Origin of the sequence: Marinifilum breve (genome assembly GCF_003202155.1) — a bacterium.
GTDB lineage: Bacteria > Bacteroidota > Bacteroidia > Bacteroidales > Marinifilaceae > Marinifilum > Marinifilum breve.
On sequence record NZ_QFLI01000002.1, the window covers coordinates 353565 to 372160 of the forward strand.

The 18596-nt window shown below is 35.3% G+C and carries 18 protein-coding genes; 10 read left to right on the forward strand and 8 right to left on the reverse strand.

Annotation, left to right across the window (positions count from 1 at the left end; genetic code table 11):
• Positions 1-81: 81 nt before the first annotated feature.
• From DF185_RS05530 to DF185_RS05560, 7 genes are all read left to right on the forward strand, one after another.
• Positions 82-1023 carry a pyridoxal-phosphate dependent enzyme gene (locus DF185_RS05530; protein ID WP_110359740.1) on the forward strand — a complete coding sequence of 314 codons (942 nt, stop codon included), beginning with the start codon at positions 82-84 and terminating at the stop codon, positions 1021-1023.
• A 12-nt stretch (positions 1024-1035) separates the two neighbouring features.
• Positions 1036-1542, forward strand: coding sequence for a HEAT-like fold family protein (locus DF185_RS05535; protein ID WP_110359741.1), 507 nt, complete (start codon positions 1036-1038; stop codon positions 1540-1542).
• Positions 1543-1669: 127 nt separating this feature from the next.
• Positions 1670-2335 (forward strand): hypothetical protein, encoded by a 666-nt coding sequence (locus DF185_RS05540; protein WP_110359742.1) that lies wholly within the window; start codon positions 1670-1672, stop codon positions 2333-2335.
• A gap of 19 nt (positions 2336-2354) precedes the next feature.
• Entirely contained in the window at positions 2355-3098 is a 744-nt protein-coding gene (locus tag DF185_RS05545; protein WP_110359743.1) for a hypothetical protein, read from the forward strand.
• Positions 3099-3456: 358 nt separating this feature from the next.
• Positions 3457-3639 (forward strand): hypothetical protein, encoded by a 183-nt coding sequence (locus DF185_RS05550; RefSeq protein ID WP_110359744.1) that lies wholly within the window; start codon positions 3457-3459, stop codon positions 3637-3639.
• A gap of 33 nt (positions 3640-3672) precedes the next feature.
• Positions 3673-4503, forward strand: a complete 831-nt coding sequence (locus DF185_RS05555; protein WP_110359745.1) for a metallophosphoesterase family protein — start codon at positions 3673-3675, stop codon at positions 4501-4503.
• 106 nt (positions 4504-4609) lie between these two features.
• Positions 4610-5854, forward strand: a complete 1245-nt coding sequence (locus DF185_RS05560; protein WP_110359746.1) for a GAF domain-containing sensor histidine kinase — start codon at positions 4610-4612, stop codon at positions 5852-5854.
• A gap of 57 nt (positions 5855-5911) precedes the next feature.
• Here DF185_RS05560 and hemE read toward each other — a convergent pair whose 3' ends face one another.
• The 4 genes from hemE to hemA all read right to left on the reverse strand — a co-directional run bounded on the left by hemE (position 5912) and on the right by hemA (position 10307).
• Positions 5912-6943, reverse strand: a complete 1032-nt coding sequence (hemE, locus tag DF185_RS05565; protein ID WP_110359747.1) for a uroporphyrinogen decarboxylase — start codon at positions 6941-6943, stop codon at positions 5912-5914.
• 42 nt (positions 6944-6985) lie between these two features.
• Entirely contained in the window at positions 6986-7978 is a 993-nt protein-coding gene (hemB, locus tag DF185_RS05570; RefSeq protein ID WP_110359748.1) for a porphobilinogen synthase, read from the reverse strand.
• A gap of 60 nt (positions 7979-8038) precedes the next feature.
• Positions 8039-8965 (reverse strand): hydroxymethylbilane synthase, encoded by a 927-nt coding sequence (gene hemC, locus DF185_RS05575; RefSeq protein WP_110359749.1) that lies wholly within the window; start codon positions 8963-8965, stop codon positions 8039-8041.
• An 88-nt stretch (positions 8966-9053) separates the two neighbouring features.
• The gene (gene hemA / locus DF185_RS05580; RefSeq protein ID WP_110359750.1) at positions 9054-10307 is read right to left on the reverse strand and encodes a glutamyl-tRNA reductase; all 1254 of its coding nucleotides are present in this window, start codon (positions 10305-10307) and stop codon (positions 9054-9056) included.
• Positions 10308-10592: 285 nt separating this feature from the next.
• Here hemA and DF185_RS24045 point away from each other — a divergent pair, with 285 nt between their 5' ends.
• The 3 genes from DF185_RS24045 to DF185_RS05590 all read left to right on the forward strand — a co-directional run bounded on the left by DF185_RS24045 (position 10593) and on the right by DF185_RS05590 (position 11845).
• On the forward strand, positions 10593-10727 hold the full coding sequence (locus DF185_RS24045; RefSeq protein WP_262509976.1) for a hypothetical protein: 135 nt from the start codon (positions 10593-10595) through the stop codon (positions 10725-10727).
• A gap of 102 nt (positions 10728-10829) precedes the next feature.
• A complete protein-coding gene (locus DF185_RS05585; protein WP_207784589.1) occupies positions 10830-11429 on the forward strand; it encodes a Rossmann-fold NAD(P)-binding domain-containing protein in 600 nt (199 codons plus the stop codon).
• 119 nt (positions 11430-11548) lie between these two features.
• Complete coding sequence (locus tag DF185_RS05590) at positions 11549-11845, forward strand: hypothetical protein (RefSeq protein ID WP_110359751.1); 297 nt, start codon at positions 11549-11551, stop codon at positions 11843-11845.
• Here the strand turns inward: DF185_RS05590 and DF185_RS05595 are convergent.
• The 4 genes from DF185_RS05595 to DF185_RS05610 form a co-directional block, all read right to left on the reverse strand.
• Complete coding sequence (locus DF185_RS05595) at positions 11837-12337, reverse strand: hypothetical protein (RefSeq protein ID WP_133249966.1); 501 nt, start codon at positions 12335-12337, stop codon at positions 11837-11839. The two genes, DF185_RS05590 and DF185_RS05595, sit on opposite strands and share 9 nt — an antisense overlap.
• Positions 12338-12347: 10 nt before the next feature.
• Positions 12348-14057, reverse strand: coding sequence for a histidinol-phosphatase HisJ family protein (locus DF185_RS05600; protein ID WP_110359753.1), 1710 nt, complete (start codon positions 14055-14057; stop codon positions 12348-12350).
• A gap of 174 nt (positions 14058-14231) precedes the next feature.
• Positions 14232-16064, reverse strand: a complete 1833-nt coding sequence (locus DF185_RS05605) for a hypothetical protein (protein WP_110359754.1) — start codon at positions 16062-16064, stop codon at positions 14232-14234.
• Between the two features lie 94 nt (positions 16065-16158).
• Positions 16159-18573, reverse strand: coding sequence for a GumC family protein (locus tag DF185_RS05610; RefSeq protein WP_110359755.1), 2415 nt, complete (start codon positions 18571-18573; stop codon positions 16159-16161).
• Between the last annotated feature and the right edge of the window lie 23 nt (positions 18574-18596).

The window sequence follows — 18596 nt, forward strand, 5'->3', positions numbered from 1 at the left end:
AATAAATTATATTCTTTATGGGTATTCCAGTTTTTAAATTGGCCCCTAAAAAGAACTCCACTAACCAAATACCCCGGCAAAATGATTATTACCAAACAGAACCTACTGGATACTCACAAGAGAATAAAAGATTACATACACCGAACCCCTATCCTAAGCTCTCAACTAATAAACGAGATGGTAGGTGCAGAAATTTACTTTAAGTGTGAGAATTTTCAGAAGATGGGCGCATTTAAAATGCGTGGTGCGAGCAATGCCATTCTACAACTATCGAAAACCGAGAAAGAGTTTGGTGTAGCAACCCATTCATCGGGGAATTTTGCACAAGCTTTGGCACTTGCTGCTAAGATGCAAGGCATTAAGGCCTATATTGTAATGCCATCGAGCGCACCGGAAATTAAAAAAGCTGCAGTAAAAGGTTATGGTGGTGAAGTTATTGAATGTGAGCCAAACTTAAAGGCTCGCGAAAGCACACTTAATGATGTAGTCAACAAAACCGGAGCTGTATTTCTTCATCCATATAACGATTACAACGTAATTCAAGGACAAGGAACCGCAGCTATGGAGTTAATTGAAGAACATGCCGATTTAAACTGCATTTTTACTCCTGTTGGCGGAGGTGGTTTATTGGCTGGAACAGCTTTGGCCGCTCATCATTTTTCGCCAAATACAAAAGTAATTGCCGGCGAACCAATGGGTGCCGATGATGCCTGGCAATCCTTCCAAAAAGGTGAAATTGTTCCTCAAACCAATCCGAACACAATTGCGGATGGTTTGTTAACATCACTTGGCGACAAGAACTTCCCTATTATCAAAGAACATGTTGAAGACATTATCAGAGTTGAGGAAGAAGAAATTATTTCGGCTATGCGATTGATTTGGGAGCGAATGAAGATTGTTGCAGAACCATCTAGCGCCGTCGCTCTTGCTGCGCTAATAAAAGAGAAAGAAAAGTTCCAAAATCAGAAGATCGGCATCATCATTTCAGGAGGTAATGTTCAGCTTGATAAATTGCCTTTTTAGTAAAACAACATCATGAATCTAAAAAAATTACTCGATCCATTTCCCATGAAAAAGGAAGCCGAATTGGTGGCACAAAGCATTGCTGAGGATCCAAAACATGTTCAGCAACTGTGGGAATGGTGTATCAGCAATGAGAAGCATTCCTGGCGTGCCAGCTGGTTAATGGATAAGGTTTATGATATTGATCCGGATTTGGTTCGTCCCTATATTCCAAAAATGATTGCTTTGATACCAACACTTAAAAATGAAAGCAAACAGAGACAATATCTAAAATTGATTAGTTGCGAACAGCTTCCTAAGGATATCTCAGGAGAATTTATCAACCGTTGTTTCGATTTACTGATAACGGCCACAACTCCTGTTGCCGTTAAGGTTCATGCCATGCAAATTCTATACAACTTCTCTTTTATTGAACCCGATATTAAAAACGAACTTGCTCTTATTTTGGAAGAACAAATGGAACATGGAACTGCAGGATTTTGTTCCAGAGCAAGGAAATTATTAAAGACGCTAAGATAAGGTTTCACCTAATTCACACCTCCATTATCTCAGATTAACTTAAAAAATATTCCCCTTTTATATTTCACTTATCAATAAAAACATTTAACTTGCAATTTCATCTTTAGAACCAATACGCTATAAGCAAATGAAGTTAAATGATAAAGATTTCATTACTGAAGAAGAGAAGGAAATCCTCAGAAAAGAAGCAATAGATAAGGAATTTACAAGATTAGCAAAACATCTTAGAAGCAAGAGTAGAATCATTACCTTTTATCGAATTGCTCTTGCTACCATAATTATTGGCGGTTCGATATGGTATTATAACAATCGACTTCAGCATGAAAAACCACAGCAGTTGTCATTGAATAATATGCAAATCACCCAAACTGACACAATAGTTCCACTAGAAACAAAGGATGTAAAAGTTGCTAAGCCACCTATATATTTCACGGTATTCTTTCTGAACGAAAGCAAGCATGCTTTGGCACAATTTGAATCGAATGAAAAAGCTTCGAAGTTTTGTGAAATCATGGGTAAAATGGATTTGCCAGCAACTATAATTGTTAATGAATCCATAAAAAGATCAAAAGACAATCTTCAAACACAAAGCTACCCTTACAAATACACTGTTCAGTTAGGAGCTTATAATTACGATTTTCTGAAAGAATTCAAAGATCATTTTATTTGGTTGAGATATCAACAACAAGATGAATATCACAAATACAGAATAGGTCCCTTTTACGGATATTCAAAGAGCAAACAGTTTTCAGGGAAGATCAATTTGAAAGAAAATTATATACTAGCCTATTAATTTAAAACCGCCAGATGTCATGAATGCTATTTCCACCCAGATGAATATTTCTGAAATAATCTCCAATATCAAGAAAGAAGAGATTTTGCACATTTCTATTCCGGTAGATGTGTATTTGCAGGAAGCGGAAGATTTGGCACGCTGGATGGTGAAAGATTTAGAGGAGTTGGCTAAAATAGGAATTGCACAAGCTCATTTGGATGACCTACAGGCAAGGATATCTGCTTTGCGTGAGGCTCAAACCTCTTGGGTGGAAGACAAAAAATCGATGCCTGCCATTCAGGAGAAGTGGAATAAAATTGCAAAAACAGCGGAAAGTCTCGAACAAGATCTTATCGCATCCTATCGATTTGCTTTTCGCGAGCATCCTGAACTACTGGATAAAATAAATAAAATAGCCAGGAAGAAAAAGCAAGTCGATTTGGTTATGGATATGGGAAAATTGGCCATGTTGGGAGAATCCAATTCAAGCTTGCTGGAAACAATTGGTTTTGACATGAGTCAGCTGAAACAAGCACAAGAGCTTAGCGAGGAGTCTTCGGACATATTAGCTCAATTGAATAACTTTAAGATTGATGGAAAAGAAACCAAGCGTTTTCGCGATCAAGCCTATACCTATTTAAAGCTTTTAATTGATCAGATAAAAGAAGGTGGTAAATATGTTTTCCGCAATCATCCTGATCGTTTAAAGGGCTATAAAAGTGAGTATGTGAGCAAAAAGAATCTCCATGCCAGAAGAAAGGCTACCCAAACCCAAAAGTAGCTTCTCCAAGAAAAAGGTAACTCTCTCCCAACTGCATGGGAGTGTTTCCAAGACAAGAGTCACAACCTCCCAACCATTGGGAACTGCTTCCCGGACATGAACTTTAGCATGCGAATCAGTAAAAAGCATGTGCAGATCACAAATATAGCCTTGCAGATCAGTAATGAGACCATAAAGATCAGTAATATGACTATGCGAATCACTTTAGAGCATATAAAGATCACTAAAATATGTATTAAGATCCGATCTTCATGTCTTTATTTATGATCTTCATTATCTCTCTAGTGATCTTTATACCTTTTTTATTGATTCGCATGGTCTTTTTAGTGATTCGCACACCCTCTCCACTGATCTGCATATGCTTTTTACTGATTCGCAAGGTCATTTCCATGGTGATATGATACCAACGGTTGGTTGGGAAACAATGCCAAGTAGTTGGGAAGCACTCCCTAGTGGTATGGAATACATGTCAGATAGTATGTTCACTCAAACAAGTATCTTGGAGAAGCTCATTGATGGAATTATTGACTTCAACCAGTAAATGCAATACCTTTAGATTGGTAAAACAAGAGTTATGAAGTTTATTTTTACATCGGATCTGCATGGCAATGCGAACCTATATGAGCAGCTGAAAAGTTTAATTGAAAAAAATGGTGATGCGAACTACCTGTTTCTTGGAGGAGACTTGTTTGCACATACCAAAGACCTGCAGGATCAAATTCACTTTATTGATACCTATCTTAAAGATTTCCTAAAAGAGGTGTCCCTTAAGGTTCTTTTTATTCCTGGCAATATCGATTGGCCGGGAGCCATTCATAGGATCAACAAACTACCAGATAAGTACAATATCAGGGAAATAACTCCCCATGGAATTACCGTTGATGAAAATATTACCATTGCTGGATATCCCTTTGTTATACCGAGTCCATTGCACAGAAAGGATTTTGAATTACGAGATTTGAAAACGGATCAGCACACTCCCATTCCCAATTCCTATATCACTGATAAGAATGGTAACAAAACTTACATAGAGGCTCAGTATTTCAATAAAAAAGAGAGCATTGAGGAAGACTTGCAATACATTCATCCACAATGTAAAATTTTGATTACACATACACCACCACTGTGCAAGCATTTGGATTTATGCTTTGCAAACAAACATATTGGCAGCAAGGCCATCCGAAATAAAATACTGGAACTAAAACCTACCTTAAGTCTGCACGGGCATGTTCACGAGTCCCCAAGCATAAGCAGAAAGTGGTATGAAAAAATAGGTGATACCATCAGTATTAATGCTGGTTCCGATCAACAGAATCTACATGCCATTATTGGAGAAATTAACAAGAAAGGGGCAATTCATACATTAGCACATACTGTTTATGGAGATTTTCAAAGATGTAACTAAAAAACAATACTTATTACAAAATAGAACCGCCTAAACATTTAATTCATTCGAGTTATATCGAAACAAATTATTTCCTTAAATTTATTGAGCATGTAATAAAAGTAAGATGAAAGTACCAGAACAAATGCCACAATGGATGCTGGACAAATGGCAAGGAATTGCCGATTTGCTGGCAGAAACTCTCTCGATACCTGCTGCATTAATCATGAGAGCAGCAAACCAACAAATGGAAGTATTTATTACCAGTAACTCCGAGAACAATCCATATAATGTAGGTGATACAGAAGATTGGCATGGTTTGTATTGTGAAACGGTAATCAAATCGAAAGAAAAATTATTGGTTGCAAATGCATTAAATGATAAAGACTGGGATCAAAATCCAGATATCGAATTGGGAATGATTGCCTACCTTGGTTACCCGATTTTCTATCCTGATAAATCACCTTTTGGCACAATTTGTATTCTGGATAATAAGGAAAATCACTTTTCGCCTGTACATGAGAAAATTCTTTGGCAATTTAAAGAGGTAATTGAACTGGACCTGGCTATGATTACTTCATTTGAGGTAAAGTCCTCAGAAATGATTCAGACCATTAAAGAACAACAGGATCAGCTAAAAGAACAAAATATAGCCTTACAAAAGGCAAAAGAAAAGGCTGAGGAAGGCAATCGTTTAAAATCGGCTTTCCTACAGAATATTTCTCATGAAATTAGAACACCTTTAAATGCTGTAGTCGGCTTTTCTGAGCTATTGGCAAGGCCGGATTTAACTCATGAGAAAAGAGATTATTTTACTTCTATAATCCTCAAAAACTCAGATCAACTGCTATCCATTGTATCAGATATATTAACTATATCTGAAATAGAAACGGAACAACATCAAGTTAACAATGAAGATATTTGCCTTGATTCAATCCTTCAAGATCTTGAAGATATTTACAAACAAAAATATCAAGACAATGGAATCGATTTAATCAAGAGTATCCCGGAGAATCTTCGTGGACACAAAATAAATACCGATAAAACCAAGCTAAATCAAATCATTACAAACCTGCTAAACAATGCATTCAAATTCACAGAAAAAGGATCAATAGAGTTTGGAGTTGAGCTTAAAAATGATGTTTGCGAATTTTACGTAAAGGATACAGGAATTGGAATACCTGAAGACATGCAAAATGAAATCTTTAATCGTTTTACACAAACCAATGAAACCATTAGCGAATTATATGGTGGTATTGGTTTGGGGCTTTCCATATCAAAAGCATTTGTTGAATTACTTGGTGGTAAAATATGGCTAAAATCGGAAGTTGGTAAAGGTTCTAATTTCTATTTTACACTACCAAACCAATAGGATATAAAAAAGAAAGGTGGGATAAATCCCACCTCTATTCAATATTATTTCATCTGGTTATCTGCCCCAGTCTGATTCTTTTACTTTCTTCACAAGATATTCCACATTCTCAACAGGAATTGATGGCAATAAACCATGACCTAGATTGAAAATCCATTTGTGATCTTTTCTACCGTAGTTCAAGTAATACTCAAATTCACGATCGATAGCTTCTGGTGTTGATTCCAGAATTCTAGGATCGAAATTTCCTTGTAGGATCATCTCCTCACCTACAATACTTCTTACTTCATGCAATGGCATTTGCCAATCAACGCTAACACAGTCACAAAGATCGTAGTTTACCATATTGATGCCTGTTCCTAATCCTTTAGGCAGGTAAATGGTTTTTACTCCTTTTTCGCGAACTGCACCAAGAATAGCTTTAACCGATGGCAAGAATACCTCTTTATACAATTCAACAGGAATCAATCCTGCGTGAGTTTCGAACAATTGAAATGCCTGAACACCATGTTCAACCTGCTTTAATGCATAATGAATACTCATTTCTGTGATCTTGGCCACTACTTTCTTCATCAATTCCTTATCGCGATAAATCGCTGGAACAAAATCAGGGAAATTTTGATTTCTACTAAATCCCTGGTACATGTAGCAAAGCGTAGTTAAAGGACCACCGCAAAAACCAATCAATGGAATATCCTTAGGTTTGATTTCAAGAATTCGGTCAATAGCTGCATAAATATGATCCAGCTTCTCTGGCTTTTCAGTTAAGAAATTCAAAGGATCGGCAACATCTTTTAAAGCCGTTGCGAAACTTGGGCCTTTCCCTTCAAAACTCAATTCCATTCCTAAAGCCTCTGGAATTACAAGAATATCTGAAAATAGAATTGCAGCATCAACTCCTAAATCATGAATTGGTAACAGAGTAACATCTGCAGCCAAATTTGGAGTTTCCATCATTTCTTTAAAGCCATAAGTTTCCCTTAGCTTCATGTACGATGGCAAAACTCTACCTGCTTGACGCATAAACCACATAGGTGGTCTTTCTCTTTTAACTCCGTTGATTGTATCTAAAAATAATGATTGGCTCATGTGAAATTAGTCATTAGTGATTTATAACTAGTCAGTAGTAACTTATACTTTTCCGTTTAAAATGTCCGCTACATCCTGAGCATGGTAAGTAATAATAATATCAGCTCCAGCTCTTTTGATTGACATCATGATTTCCATCATTACACGTTTTCCATCAATCCAATCGTTAGCCTCAGCAGCTTTTACCATCGAAAACTCTCCACTTACATTGTAAGCAGCAACCGGAACATTAAATTCATGCTTTGCACGATAAATTACATCCAAATAACTTAAGGCTGGTTTTACCATTACAATATCAGCCCCCTCAGCAATGTCCATTTCTACTTCACGCATAGCCTCATCGCTATTTCTAGGATCCATTTGGTAAGTTGAACGATCGCCAAATTGTGGGGCACTTTCTGCAGCATCTCTAAACGGACCGTAAAATCCTGAAGCGTATTTTGCAGAGTAAGCCATTATAGGAATTTTCTCAAAACAATTCTCATCCAAAGCTTTACGCATATATCCAATACGACCATCCATCATATCACTTGGAGCTACCATATCAACACCTGCTTCAGCCAACGAAACAGCTTGGGCAGCAAGAGTAACTAGAGTTTGATCGTTGTCTACATCACCATCTACAATGGTTCCACAGTGACCGTGTGTTGTGTATTCACAATTACAGATATCAGCAATGATGTACATTTCAGGATACTTTGCCTTGATTGCTCGAGTAGCTTGCTGTACAATACCATGATCGTGAGTTGCTACAGTTCCATCCGCATCTTTCGTTTCTGGAATACCGAACAACAATACAGATTTAACACCTGATTCCAATAATTCTCCACATTTTTCAACCAATAAATCAACTGATAACTGGTCGTTACCTGGCATACTTTTTATCGGATTCTTAACCTTCTCTCCCGGACAAACAAAAAGTGGCATGATTAAATCATCAGCAGAAAGTGATGTTTCTGCAACCATATCACGAACAACTTTGCTGTAACGCAATCTTCTCATTCGTGTATCAGGAAAAAGTGGACGTAAACTCATAGTGTGTGTATTTTGTAATTTTTATTTATTGAAATTATTTTCTGTTTAACTGTAAGACTCCTAAAGATAAAAATTTATTCCTTTTGCCTTACAAGTATCTTTCATTTGTTGCGCCAATTCTGTCGACTTCTCAACAGAATCTTTAACTGCAACCTCTATTTGCTCAACAATGAACTGATTGGTCTTTAAATCGCCTACAATTGCAATCATTGTCAAATGATCATCGCACACCACAGCATGTGCTGCCAATGGAAATTTGCAACCTCCTTCAATTTCAGCCATAAAAGCACGTTCCGCCAAAATTGCATGCATGGTAGGTTCATGATTTACTTTCTCTACAATAGCGATGGTTTCCTCATCATTGTCTCTACATTCAATGGCGATTGCACCTTGACCGATGGCTGGAATACACTGATCGACATCTAAAAGTAATTTCTCCTGAAAATTTTTACCCAGTCGATTCATCCCTGCAGCAGCAAGAATAATGGCATCATACTCACCATCCATTAACTTTTGCATTCTGGTATCGATATTCCCTCTGATCTCTTTAAAGTTGGTATCAGGTCTTAAATCGGCCAGTTGAACTCTTCTTCGAGGACTTCCCGTTCCCAAAACATAACCTTCTGGCATCTGGTCTATTGTACTTCCATCGCGACTTAAGAATACATCGCGCACATCTTCACGCTCAGGAAAGGCGACCAATTTTAATCCCTCAGGGTGAAAGCTTGGCACATCCTTTAAACTATGAATGGCAATATCAGCCTCACCTTCGAGAAGCGCATGTTCCAATTCTTTTACAAACAAGCCTGTGCTTCCAAATTCTGTTAATGATCGGTTCAAAACTCTATCACCTTGCGTGCTAAACTTGATTACCTCAAATTCAACATCAGGATTGGCTTTCTGCAACAATTCAACAGTTTGCATAGTTTGCGTATAAGCAAGCAAACTTGGGCGAGTTGCAACTCTTATTTTCTTCTTAGCTGACATTTAGGATAGTATTTCGTAGTTATTTTAGGAAATAAAAAAGCCATATAAAACTTGTTTATACAGCTTTTTATCGAAAGCTCAAATGGCTTTACGAATCCATATCTTTAAAAATCATATTTAGTGTTTCCATTGGACTCGATTGCTTCTTATGATGATCTTTCAGGTGATTGATACATGCTCTGGCAATCTTGTTCACAATGTTATTGGTAATATGCTCTACCTTTTTCAACTCTTCTTCCGACAATTTATTTTTGTGGTAGTCAAGTTCCTTCCTTTGAACACTTTGCAGGTTCTCTTTCAAAGCCACAATTACTGGAGAAAGGTATTTCACCTCTAGCCAACCATAAAACTCGCCTATTGAAGCCTGAATGATTTTCTCTGCTTCAGGAATACAAGCTTTACGATGATCCATGGCTGCTGAAATATGCTTTGATAATTCATCAACAGTAATCACCAGTACATTTTCCAAATCATCAATAGCAGTCTCAACATTACGTGGTACCGAAAGATCCAAAACCAATTTGCATGATTCTACACCTTTAAAATGATCAAGCGTTAAAGTTGGTTTTGCTGCTCCAGTTGCAACAATAATTACTTCTGCCTTTTCAACTTCTTGATTTAATTTTTCGATTGGCTGAAATTGAATATTGTACTTATTTGCCAAAGATTCGGCTTTTTCTATCGTTCTATTTACAAGCGTAAGCGAACGATTATTCATATGTTTTAATAAGTTGCCACAAGTATCTTTTCCAATGTCACCAGTTCCATAAAGAAGGAAATTACAAGTTTCAAGCGTTGAAACTTTATCCTTGATATATTGAACTGCGGCATGAGATACAGAAGCAGCCCCTTTACTAATATCCGTATCGTTCTTTATCTTTTTGCTTGCCTGAAATACAAACGAAAACAATCGATTCATAAATGAATTAACCATTCCAATTTGTTCTGACTGCTGATAGGCATTTTTAACCTGTCCAACAATCTGAAAGTCGCCAATAATTTGCGAGTCTAAACCCGCGGTTACCTTATATAAATGACGAATACATTCATTTCCATGTAGAGTGTATCCGTTATAATTTAAATCATTTCTATTTCCTTTGCAGTATTTCAAAAACAGATCTGTGATGATTTCGACCTCTGAAGAGTGTGCATAAATCTCGGTACGATTACAAGTGGATATGATTACCATACCTTCAATTTGATGCTCTTTTGCCTCCTTCAATAAGTTTTCCTGATCTTCTGAAGACAAAGAAAACATCTCCCTAACATCCAGAGCCGTTTTTCTATAGCTAATTCCTAGAACAAATAATTTTTGTAGATTTTCTCGAATTTGTAATGACATAAAAACGGAATTTGTTTGCTAATTCGTTACATCTTCTTACTTGTAGATGCAACAAACCGATTCAAATATAAAGGTAATTATTCAAAAAACCTCCTAATTTCAGTAAGTACGTAAATAGATATTGACCACTTTAATTATTATGAAAAACTCAAAAACCCTAAAAGGATTTTAATATCTTTAATACCAAAATAATTCAAGTTTCTTTCATAATCTTACTATTCCTAATATATTTAATCATTCAAAATAAATTTAATTAAAAGCAACGATATTTTTAGATCAATTTAAATGAATAAAGCGTTTCAAAACACAAGTAAAGCAATCAGCATATTAGGATGTGGATGGCTGGGCTTACCTCTTTCTGAAGAGTTCCTAAAAGATGGAAGACATATTAAAGGCTCCACTGCTTCCATCGAAAAATAAAACTTACTAAGCCAAAAAGGCATTCAAGCGTTCCTGATTGAATTTAATCCAAAGATCAATTCTAATTTTAATAATGAATTTTTTAATGCCGATATATTAATAGTGAATTTTCCTCCTAAAAGAAAAGAAAACATTGTTGATTGGCACACCAGACAAATTGTATCTCTAATCGATGAAATTCAAAAATCAGATATTAAAAATGTAATATTTATAAGCTCCACCTCGGTTTATGCCGACATAAATAATGAAGTTACTGAGGAAAACATGGAAGCCCCTAGTAAAAATAGTGGCAAAGCATTACGCATTGTAGAAGAATTGTTTTTTAATGAGAGTGATTTTCAAACCACAGTTATTCGATTTGGAGGATTAATTGGTTACGATCGCAAACCAGGTAGATTTTTTGCAGGTAAAAAACAATTAAAAAACGGAGATGCTCCTGTCAATCTCATCCATAGAGATGACTGCATTGGCATTATTCAACATGTAATAGAAAATGAGATTTGGGGAGAGGTGATTAATGCTTGTTGTCCAATACATCCAACACGAAAAGAATTCTATAAAATTGCTGCAGAAAAGAATGGCTTTGATCTTCCAGAATTTATTGATGGCAAAGAAAACTATAAAATCATTAATTGCGATAAACTTAAACAGTTAGGATATTCATTTAAATACCAAGATCCTATCGATAGCTTAAAAGTTTAATTAAATTTTACTTTCGAACTAAAAAAAGATAAGATCATCCTATTTTTTAGGACTATAATCAATTTATTATAAGGCACTTTATTATTTTAACTAATTTTAGGGCAAATAGTCATGAAGTAATGGTTTATCTGCTACTAAAACAGCCAACAAAAGATATTAACTCCTGGAGAGAATCCTTCGACCGATTTTTAGAATATCGAAAAATTGGCGGAGAATTGTCTTGCAAGATCTATCAAACTCCAAGAAAGAAAAATGAATTAATTGTTCTATCGGAATGGAGAAGCATGGATGAAGTTACAGAATTCCTTGAATCTCAATCTTTTGAAATGATCAAGGAGCTTGAAGTAAATGAGCCTCTTACCATTAAGCTACTAAACAAACAAGGTATATCTAATTATATCAAACAATTACATTAAATCCTCCACTTTTACTATTCTTTCTGAAGTAATTGCCAGTATCAGTTTTTCAACAATATCCATAATCAAATCTGGAAATTCATCTTCGTATAATTTTTCATCCAACTCTTGTAAGGCATTCTTTAAATTGAATCGATTCAATTCTGCTTGATTCAAATTATAAAGGTATTCCAAAATCTGTAATTCATTTAATACAATCTCATCGGTATAGTTTAATGGCAATATTTCTAAATCTTCGGCAGGAAATATTTTACCATTCTCCTCTACAACTGAATTAATAAAGGTATTTAAAACATCTATTGCGTCTATTAGGTTCGCCTGATAACAAGACAACTCTTTCAAATCATTTAATGCCTCAATTGTTATGGAGTTCATTAAAAGCATATACTCTTCAAGTTTCTCAAGAACTTCAGCAGTTACTCCTGGTTGAATTTTATAGAATTCTATAATTTCCTGTAAAATTTGATTTCTTTTCTCACTAATCGTTTCCAAAATATAATAATTAAATTCCTTCACTTGTTAATTGTAAATGTGTAGTTTCAAAAAACTGAGGCCCTAATTTTTTCAGCACATCAGATATCAATTGTGAATTTCCTTCAATTCCCAGAATGGCATAACCTTTATTGCCTCTTTTTCCTAATTTTAAATCTTTCACATTTATATTTCGTGATGCTAATGCAGATAATAGAATCAATAATATACCAGAAGAATTGTTATGAATTGATAATATCATCTGTTTGCTAATAGCAATTGGTAAATTAACTCCATCCACTTCGATCAAATAGTTCTTTCCTTTTTGGAATTCGGGAATATCAAACTTATCACATAAGTGAATTTCAAAAAAGTTATCTCCTCCAGTTCCTTTTACAAACTCCACTGCTTCATTAATGGATTTTTCCTTTCCTGATAAGGTTAGAAACGCTGTTGCAGTTCCATCGTTATTGGAATTTAGATAAGCCGTTTCAACATTAATTTCTTCAGAAGCTAAAGCATTAAAAATCATCGAAAGAACACCTGGATTGTCTTTGTGATGAGAAAACAATCCTTTTATTTTCTGCTTTCCATTCTCAGGTATTGAATTGCTTATTGTAATGGATTTATCCCCTTTTCTTATGCGAATAGCTTCAAAATCTCCTAATGAGGTAGCATTCTTATGATGCTCCAAAAAAGTACGGTATTCTCCTCCAAACGAGAACTTAGGAATTCGTCTTTGTTTACGATCTTCGAATCTTAGATTTAGCATCTCAATTCCCAGATTCATCACCTTGTATTTTTCCTCTTTAAAACCTGAATTTCGCAAAGGTCTTTTCTCAGGTATCGATTTGGAAAAACTCACGTAATGTTTGTATCCTGCTTCATATGCATATTCGATTCCTGTTTGATAATGATTACCCAAATTTTGTGTAGTATGAGTATCAGTACCTAATGCAATAGGAATATCCAGTTGTTTTGCCCTTTTTAAAATGGACATATCAGGATAAATTCCACAGCCTTTATTAATACCAGCTAAATTCACATCAAGTGCCAAATTGTATTCACTAATCATTTCCAAAAGGAAGCGCATTCTTCTTGCAAGAATATGATTGGAAGTTTCAAGCTCCAACAATGGTTTTGGAATAGGCGCATACAACTTAGGCAAATCAAGATGACCAACAATTTGAATCATCTCCCAACTTGTATCAATCATTTCTATCAATTCCTCAATGTATTCCAACCAATAATTCTCAACTCCTCCTCTTATCTCTATGAGCTTATCAGTCTCTTCCTGTGATCCGTCATAAGGTATCCCTTCTCTTGAAAAGTGCAATGAACCAATTACAAAATCAGCATTTTGAGCCTGAAAGATCTTTGAGCGATTCCACTGCATCCCTAAATTTGGCCCCAACCATTCTAGTTCGATTCCATACCGAATTGAAATTTGATTACCATATTTTGCCTTTAACGCTTCTATTTTCTCAGGATAATGAAAATAAGCATTATCTCCTCGTATAAATTTTACACCCAAACGTTCTTCTGCGACATATCTAAATCGTGTTAACCTTGGGGTATGAATAATAAATGAAATATTAGGGTGAGCCTTTTCTATTGCCATTTCGGTAATTTTCTCCAACTCATCCACACCATGTTTTACATGGTCATTTCCTGTTCCTGCATGAATACCATGAGTTTCCCAAATAAAATATTTGGGAGTTTGTATTTTATCTTCTGACATTAAAAACTGGTTAGTAGTTATTGTGCTGATAAAATTAATGTTTTGAAAAGAAATTCACTGCTCTGTCACATAGAAATAATTTCAATCTTAAATTTTCAAATTAGCACCCAATAAAAATGCAGACCTCAATTCCAAAGTCTGCACAAAAATCTCCATCATTTTTAAATTCTTATTCTAACTATTCACAGAACGTAAAAGTTCATAATAATTCCTTCTGACAAAGCGGTAAAATGGTTTAAAAATATCCATCAGTGGTGTTATCGCAATTTTATTTTTCTTAATGGAACGATGATTTAATGTCATTAAAATTTTTATCATCTCCAGCGCTATACCCTTATAACAATGCCTTTTATAGCGTTTATAACTATAGGTGAGATCTTTCGAAGACAAAACAATTTTTCGAAGATCAACCAAGTAGCAGTTATTGGCTTTGGAAATGAATTCATCCAGTGCCTGATTCATACTTTTGATCCGGTCTAAAGGATAGTTCTCCCAGTTGGCGGTAAATTTGACCTCGGCTCCATTAAGAAATATGATTGGCACATGAGAAGGAATTTCTGACCGAATTCTTTCCAGGTTCTCTTTAAAATCATCAATTGAAATTTTGCCCCGGTGGATAAAGTGATCAGAGAAGAACCTTAAAAATTTGGCATTAATTCCTTTCCATCTCTTTTTACGGTACATTTTAATAGTATTGCACCACTCCTGCTTGTTTGTGAGGTTTACATTATTGGTTCCGAAGGTTACTTTTAACCCATTTGCTTTGTGTTCATAAACCTCCTGAATGTAATCCATATTGAGGCTATAAATTAAAACATCAAACGATTTTGAAAAAATCTTTGTTTGATAGGATTCCTCATCGATAAAAGGAAGTTTATTTTCCAGAAATTCCTTCTGTACCTTCGACATATCAATACTATCGAGAATCATTTGGGTATGTTCTCTGTTTATTATAATATTATTTTTTCCATTATAATTCGACTCTTTTAGTAGTTGGCATTTATAATCTCTCAGATAAAATAGCATTTGAAACAGGTCACATTCGCCCTTAAAAAGGATTGTACACCGCTCTTTGGAATCATTCTTACTTTTTTGACCGGCATTTGAAGAGTCTTCTTCAAAAACCGAAATCCAGTGTGGTTTCGATTGATCCAATTGAACCGCTACATCTGGCATAATCTCAAGATTAGGGAAATTTAATTTTTCAAACAAATATTGTTCTACCCCCAAATTGATAATTCGACAAGAGAACACAAAGTGCTCCAACTGATTCAAATTCAAATCAAATGCGTAGAACCCGGTAATGCCATAATCCCCATATTTATCGACAACTCTGATTAACTTTTTCTCAAGATTTGAAGATTTAATCAACTCATCAACTTCACTTTCATTCAATCTTTTCTTGGTATAATTCAACTGATTGGTTCTGTTCAATAACTCCAAAAGTCGAGCTTTGTGCTCAATGCTTACATCCAGGTATTGAATTCTGATATCTGAAGTCAACAAAAACTCTTCATTGCTGATGTGTTCACTTTGATCAACATACTTTTTCTCCAAAATTTTATAATGTCCCAACCTGCTGTGATTAGAATCATCTTTGCCCTTAAATGCAGGATGCTTTTTAATTTTTGGGATAAAGGATGGTTCCATTGCATAAATTCCAATATTGTAAAATCTTGCTTCCTCTAAATTCATATGGTTATCATCCAAAAAGAGCGTATTTTCAGCCCTTAACTGACACTTTTCGATTACCCGTTGCACCAACTTTCCTTTTCCTTCCCATTCAATCTCCGGAAAAATAAAGTATTCCCACACTCCTATTTCCTGAAGCTTCTCTTTGGCCTGTAAAAAATTATTCTTGGAAACAATACTATTAATAATCCCTCTACCTGTCAGCCACTTGACCAAATCAACATTCTCCTGGACACAACTCACTCCTTCTTCGGAAAGAGTTCCTTTCCAAAAAGTTTCATCAAGATCCCAGATGACAAGTTTTATATTTTCCATTGCTGTTTTATTTTATTCGCATACTGATTGTACTTTTAGGGATTAGCATATTGGGTTTACTTACAATAAAATACTTAATACTATGTAGATAACATCATGATTTCAACGAGTTCTGATGCACAATTACATCATCCTTGTAGTACCCATTTTTATATCCGAACCTGTTAAAATTAAAACCTTCATATTTAAAATCATTCAGCAATAGTGATACATTCTCAAATGAGCCTTTATCAACAAGTTTATTGATATAGTTCACCTGGTCGTTACGGCTGTATTTGTGTCGAAGTACAAACAGGTTAACATCAGCATGTTTACCGACCAAAACACCATCTGTTACCAATGATACTGGGGCATTATCCATAACGATGTAGCTGAACTTGCTTTTAACGGTTTCCATAAAGCGACTGAATTTTCCATTGGAAAGGAGTTCGGCGGGATTACTGGCGACCGGACCGGCAGGAATAAAACTCAGATTTTCAATTTGTGTAGGATGAACTATTTCCTTAAAACTTTCCTTATCCTCCAAATAGCTACTCATTCCAACAAGGCCATTTAAACCAAATAGTTTATATAGTTTTGGTTTTCTCATATCTGTTTCGATGAGCAAAACCTTCCTGTGACTCATGGCCAGTATTGCTGCCAAATTAGCACTCACAAATGATTTTCCCTCACCTGAAATGATAGATTGGACCGAAATCACCTTCTGGTTCTGATCTGATAAAATATTTTCCAAATCGGTTCTCAGGTTCCTGAATGATTCTGTGACTGCTGCCTGAGGGCGTCTTGACACAAGCACCTCTCGTTTATATTTGTTATGACTTATCACACCCAAAACATTTAATACGGTATCCTGTTCTATTTCCGATACATTATCGATGGTATTATTGAAATAATCAGTTGTTTTGATAAAAACAAATGGGATGAGAGCGGCCAGACAGAATCCAATTACCAGGTTCATTAGCAATTTAGGACCAACCTTTACAGTAGAGGTTAAGCTTGCCTGATCGAGGACTTGTGAATTAGGGGCATTTGAAGCAATGGTTATTTCTGCCTCGGCCCTCTTCTTTAAAAGGAAAGTATACAGGTCATTATTCAAATCATATCTTCGCTTGATATTGGAAAATTTTTGTTCAATTTTTGGCATTTTAACCAATTTGGCCCTAACCCTGTTAATCTGTTTTGAGATTTCTATTGTTTCATTTTCTGCATGAACAAGCAGATTTTTCAGATTCTCTTCCAAACTCTTTTTTGTATGCTTTATTTCTTTGTCAAGTACCTTCATATTTGGCTCATTCTCGGTAGCACTTAATGAATAGACTTCCTTTTTAGTATACAAATCGCCCAATTTAAGAACCAATTGATTCAAAACAGGATCTGTGATATCAACAACCGAAGGGGATAATATTGAATTGGATACCAACTCCTCTCCAAAATTTCTTTGAAGACTATTCTCCACTTTATTAAATTCTTTATTATTGCTTAAATACCTGTTCAAATTTCTACAGTAATTTAATTTCCTCTCTGCCAGTGTATATTCTTCTTCCAATCTCTTTAAATCCGATAGAACTAGATTGCTTTCCCGTTCCAAATTCACACTTTGATTTTTAGACTGAAAATCACTAAACAAATGACCTGTTTCTTTTAACGAATCTATTACTCCATCTAGTTGCATATCGATAAATCGAACGGTATTTTCTGAAATTTTATTCTTTTCAGACAAACAGTACTCAATATACTCATTGCTTAATTCATTTAAAAAATCAACCAGTCTCTTGGCTTGAGTTCCCCTTATTTTCAGTTGAATCAGGTTTCCTTTCTGTTCAGCCAGGTTTACTTCCAGATTTCCAATATAGCTTAAGCTGATACTCTCCAAATCATGTAATACAAAGAAATATTCTACATTCATCGGAACCAGCAAGGCTTCATTTTTTTCTATTGTGAAACTGAAATATTCATTCTCAAAAGGCTCTCCAAATGTTCCCTTGCTTTCTATATTTATTAGCTCGCCCCCTGCAATTGTTAAACCTTCTACCCTTAGCATATATTCCTGTTCCGAAACCATTTTCACATATATTGGAACATTCTTTGGATTGGCAACAATACCCGTCTCGAATACCAGGAATGGTTCTCGCTCGTACAGATCCTCATTGTACAATGTTTTTTTCAAGTACCAGGATGATTTCCATACCAGATTGGTAATAACCTGTTTCGTTAGTGTTAATGATTTCAAGACTCCAATATGATCCTGTATATTGATACCAGACATGCCTCGCTCATCATCAAAAAAATCTTTGCCTTGCAAGGCATTGGATTCATTCTTAACCAAAATAGTACTATTGGCCTGGTAAGTACTTGGAGAGTAGTAGCTATATACAAATGCAAAAATTAGTCCGAGTGCACCAAACAGGACAAACCAATACCAATTAGACAATAGTTTATATTGAAAAGCCATTACACGTTTCTTTTCGTTTTTCAACATATTCTCTATGTAATTATTCTGACTGGACATAAATTGAATGTTAGCGGTTGTAA

What these genes read in the sequence shown, in the direction of transcription:
- DF185_RS05530 (WP_110359740.1), top strand. Translation starts at nt 82, where the DNA reads ATGATTATTACCAAACAGAACCTACTGGATACTCACAAGAGAATAAAA.
- DF185_RS05535 (WP_110359741.1), top strand. Translation starts at nt 1,036, where the DNA reads ATGAATCTAAAAAAATTACTCGATCCATTTCCCATGAAAAAGGAAGCC.
- DF185_RS05540 (WP_110359742.1), top strand. Translation starts at nt 1,670, where the DNA reads ATGAAGTTAAATGATAAAGATTTCATTACTGAAGAAGAGAAGGAAATC.
- DF185_RS05545 (WP_110359743.1), top strand. Translation starts at nt 2,355, where the DNA reads ATGAATGCTATTTCCACCCAGATGAATATTTCTGAAATAATCTCCAAT.
- DF185_RS05550 (WP_110359744.1), top strand. Translation starts at nt 3,457, where the DNA reads ATGCTTTTTACTGATTCGCAAGGTCATTTCCATGGTGATATGATACCA.
- DF185_RS05555 (WP_110359745.1), top strand. Translation starts at nt 3,673, where the DNA reads ATGAAGTTTATTTTTACATCGGATCTGCATGGCAATGCGAACCTATAT.
- DF185_RS05560 (WP_110359746.1), top strand. Translation starts at nt 4,610, where the DNA reads ATGAAAGTACCAGAACAAATGCCACAATGGATGCTGGACAAATGGCAA.
- hemE (WP_110359747.1), bottom strand. Translation starts at nt 6,943, where the DNA reads ATGAGCCAATCATTATTTTTAGATACAATCAACGGAGTTAAAAGAGAA.
- hemB (WP_110359748.1), bottom strand. Translation starts at nt 7,978, where the DNA reads ATGAGTTTACGTCCACTTTTTCCTGATACACGAATGAGAAGATTGCGT.
- hemC (WP_110359749.1), bottom strand. Translation starts at nt 8,965, where the DNA reads ATGTCAGCTAAGAAGAAAATAAGAGTTGCAACTCGCCCAAGTTTGCTT.
- hemA (WP_110359750.1), bottom strand. Translation starts at nt 10,307, where the DNA reads ATGTCATTACAAATTCGAGAAAATCTACAAAAATTATTTGTTCTAGGA.
- DF185_RS24045 (WP_262509976.1), top strand. Translation starts at nt 10,593, where the DNA reads ATGAATAAAGCGTTTCAAAACACAAGTAAAGCAATCAGCATATTAGGA.
- DF185_RS05590 (WP_110359751.1), top strand. Translation starts at nt 11,549, where the DNA reads ATGGTTTATCTGCTACTAAAACAGCCAACAAAAGATATTAACTCCTGG.
- DF185_RS05600 (WP_110359753.1), bottom strand. Translation starts at nt 14,057, where the DNA reads ATGTCAGAAGATAAAATACAAACTCCCAAATATTTTATTTGGGAAACT.
- DF185_RS05605 (WP_110359754.1), bottom strand. Translation starts at nt 16,064, where the DNA reads ATGGAAAATATAAAACTTGTCATCTGGGATCTTGATGAAACTTTTTGG.
- DF185_RS05610 (WP_110359755.1), bottom strand. Translation starts at nt 18,573, where the DNA reads ATGTCCAGTCAGAATAATTACATAGAGAATATGTTGAAAAACGAAAAG.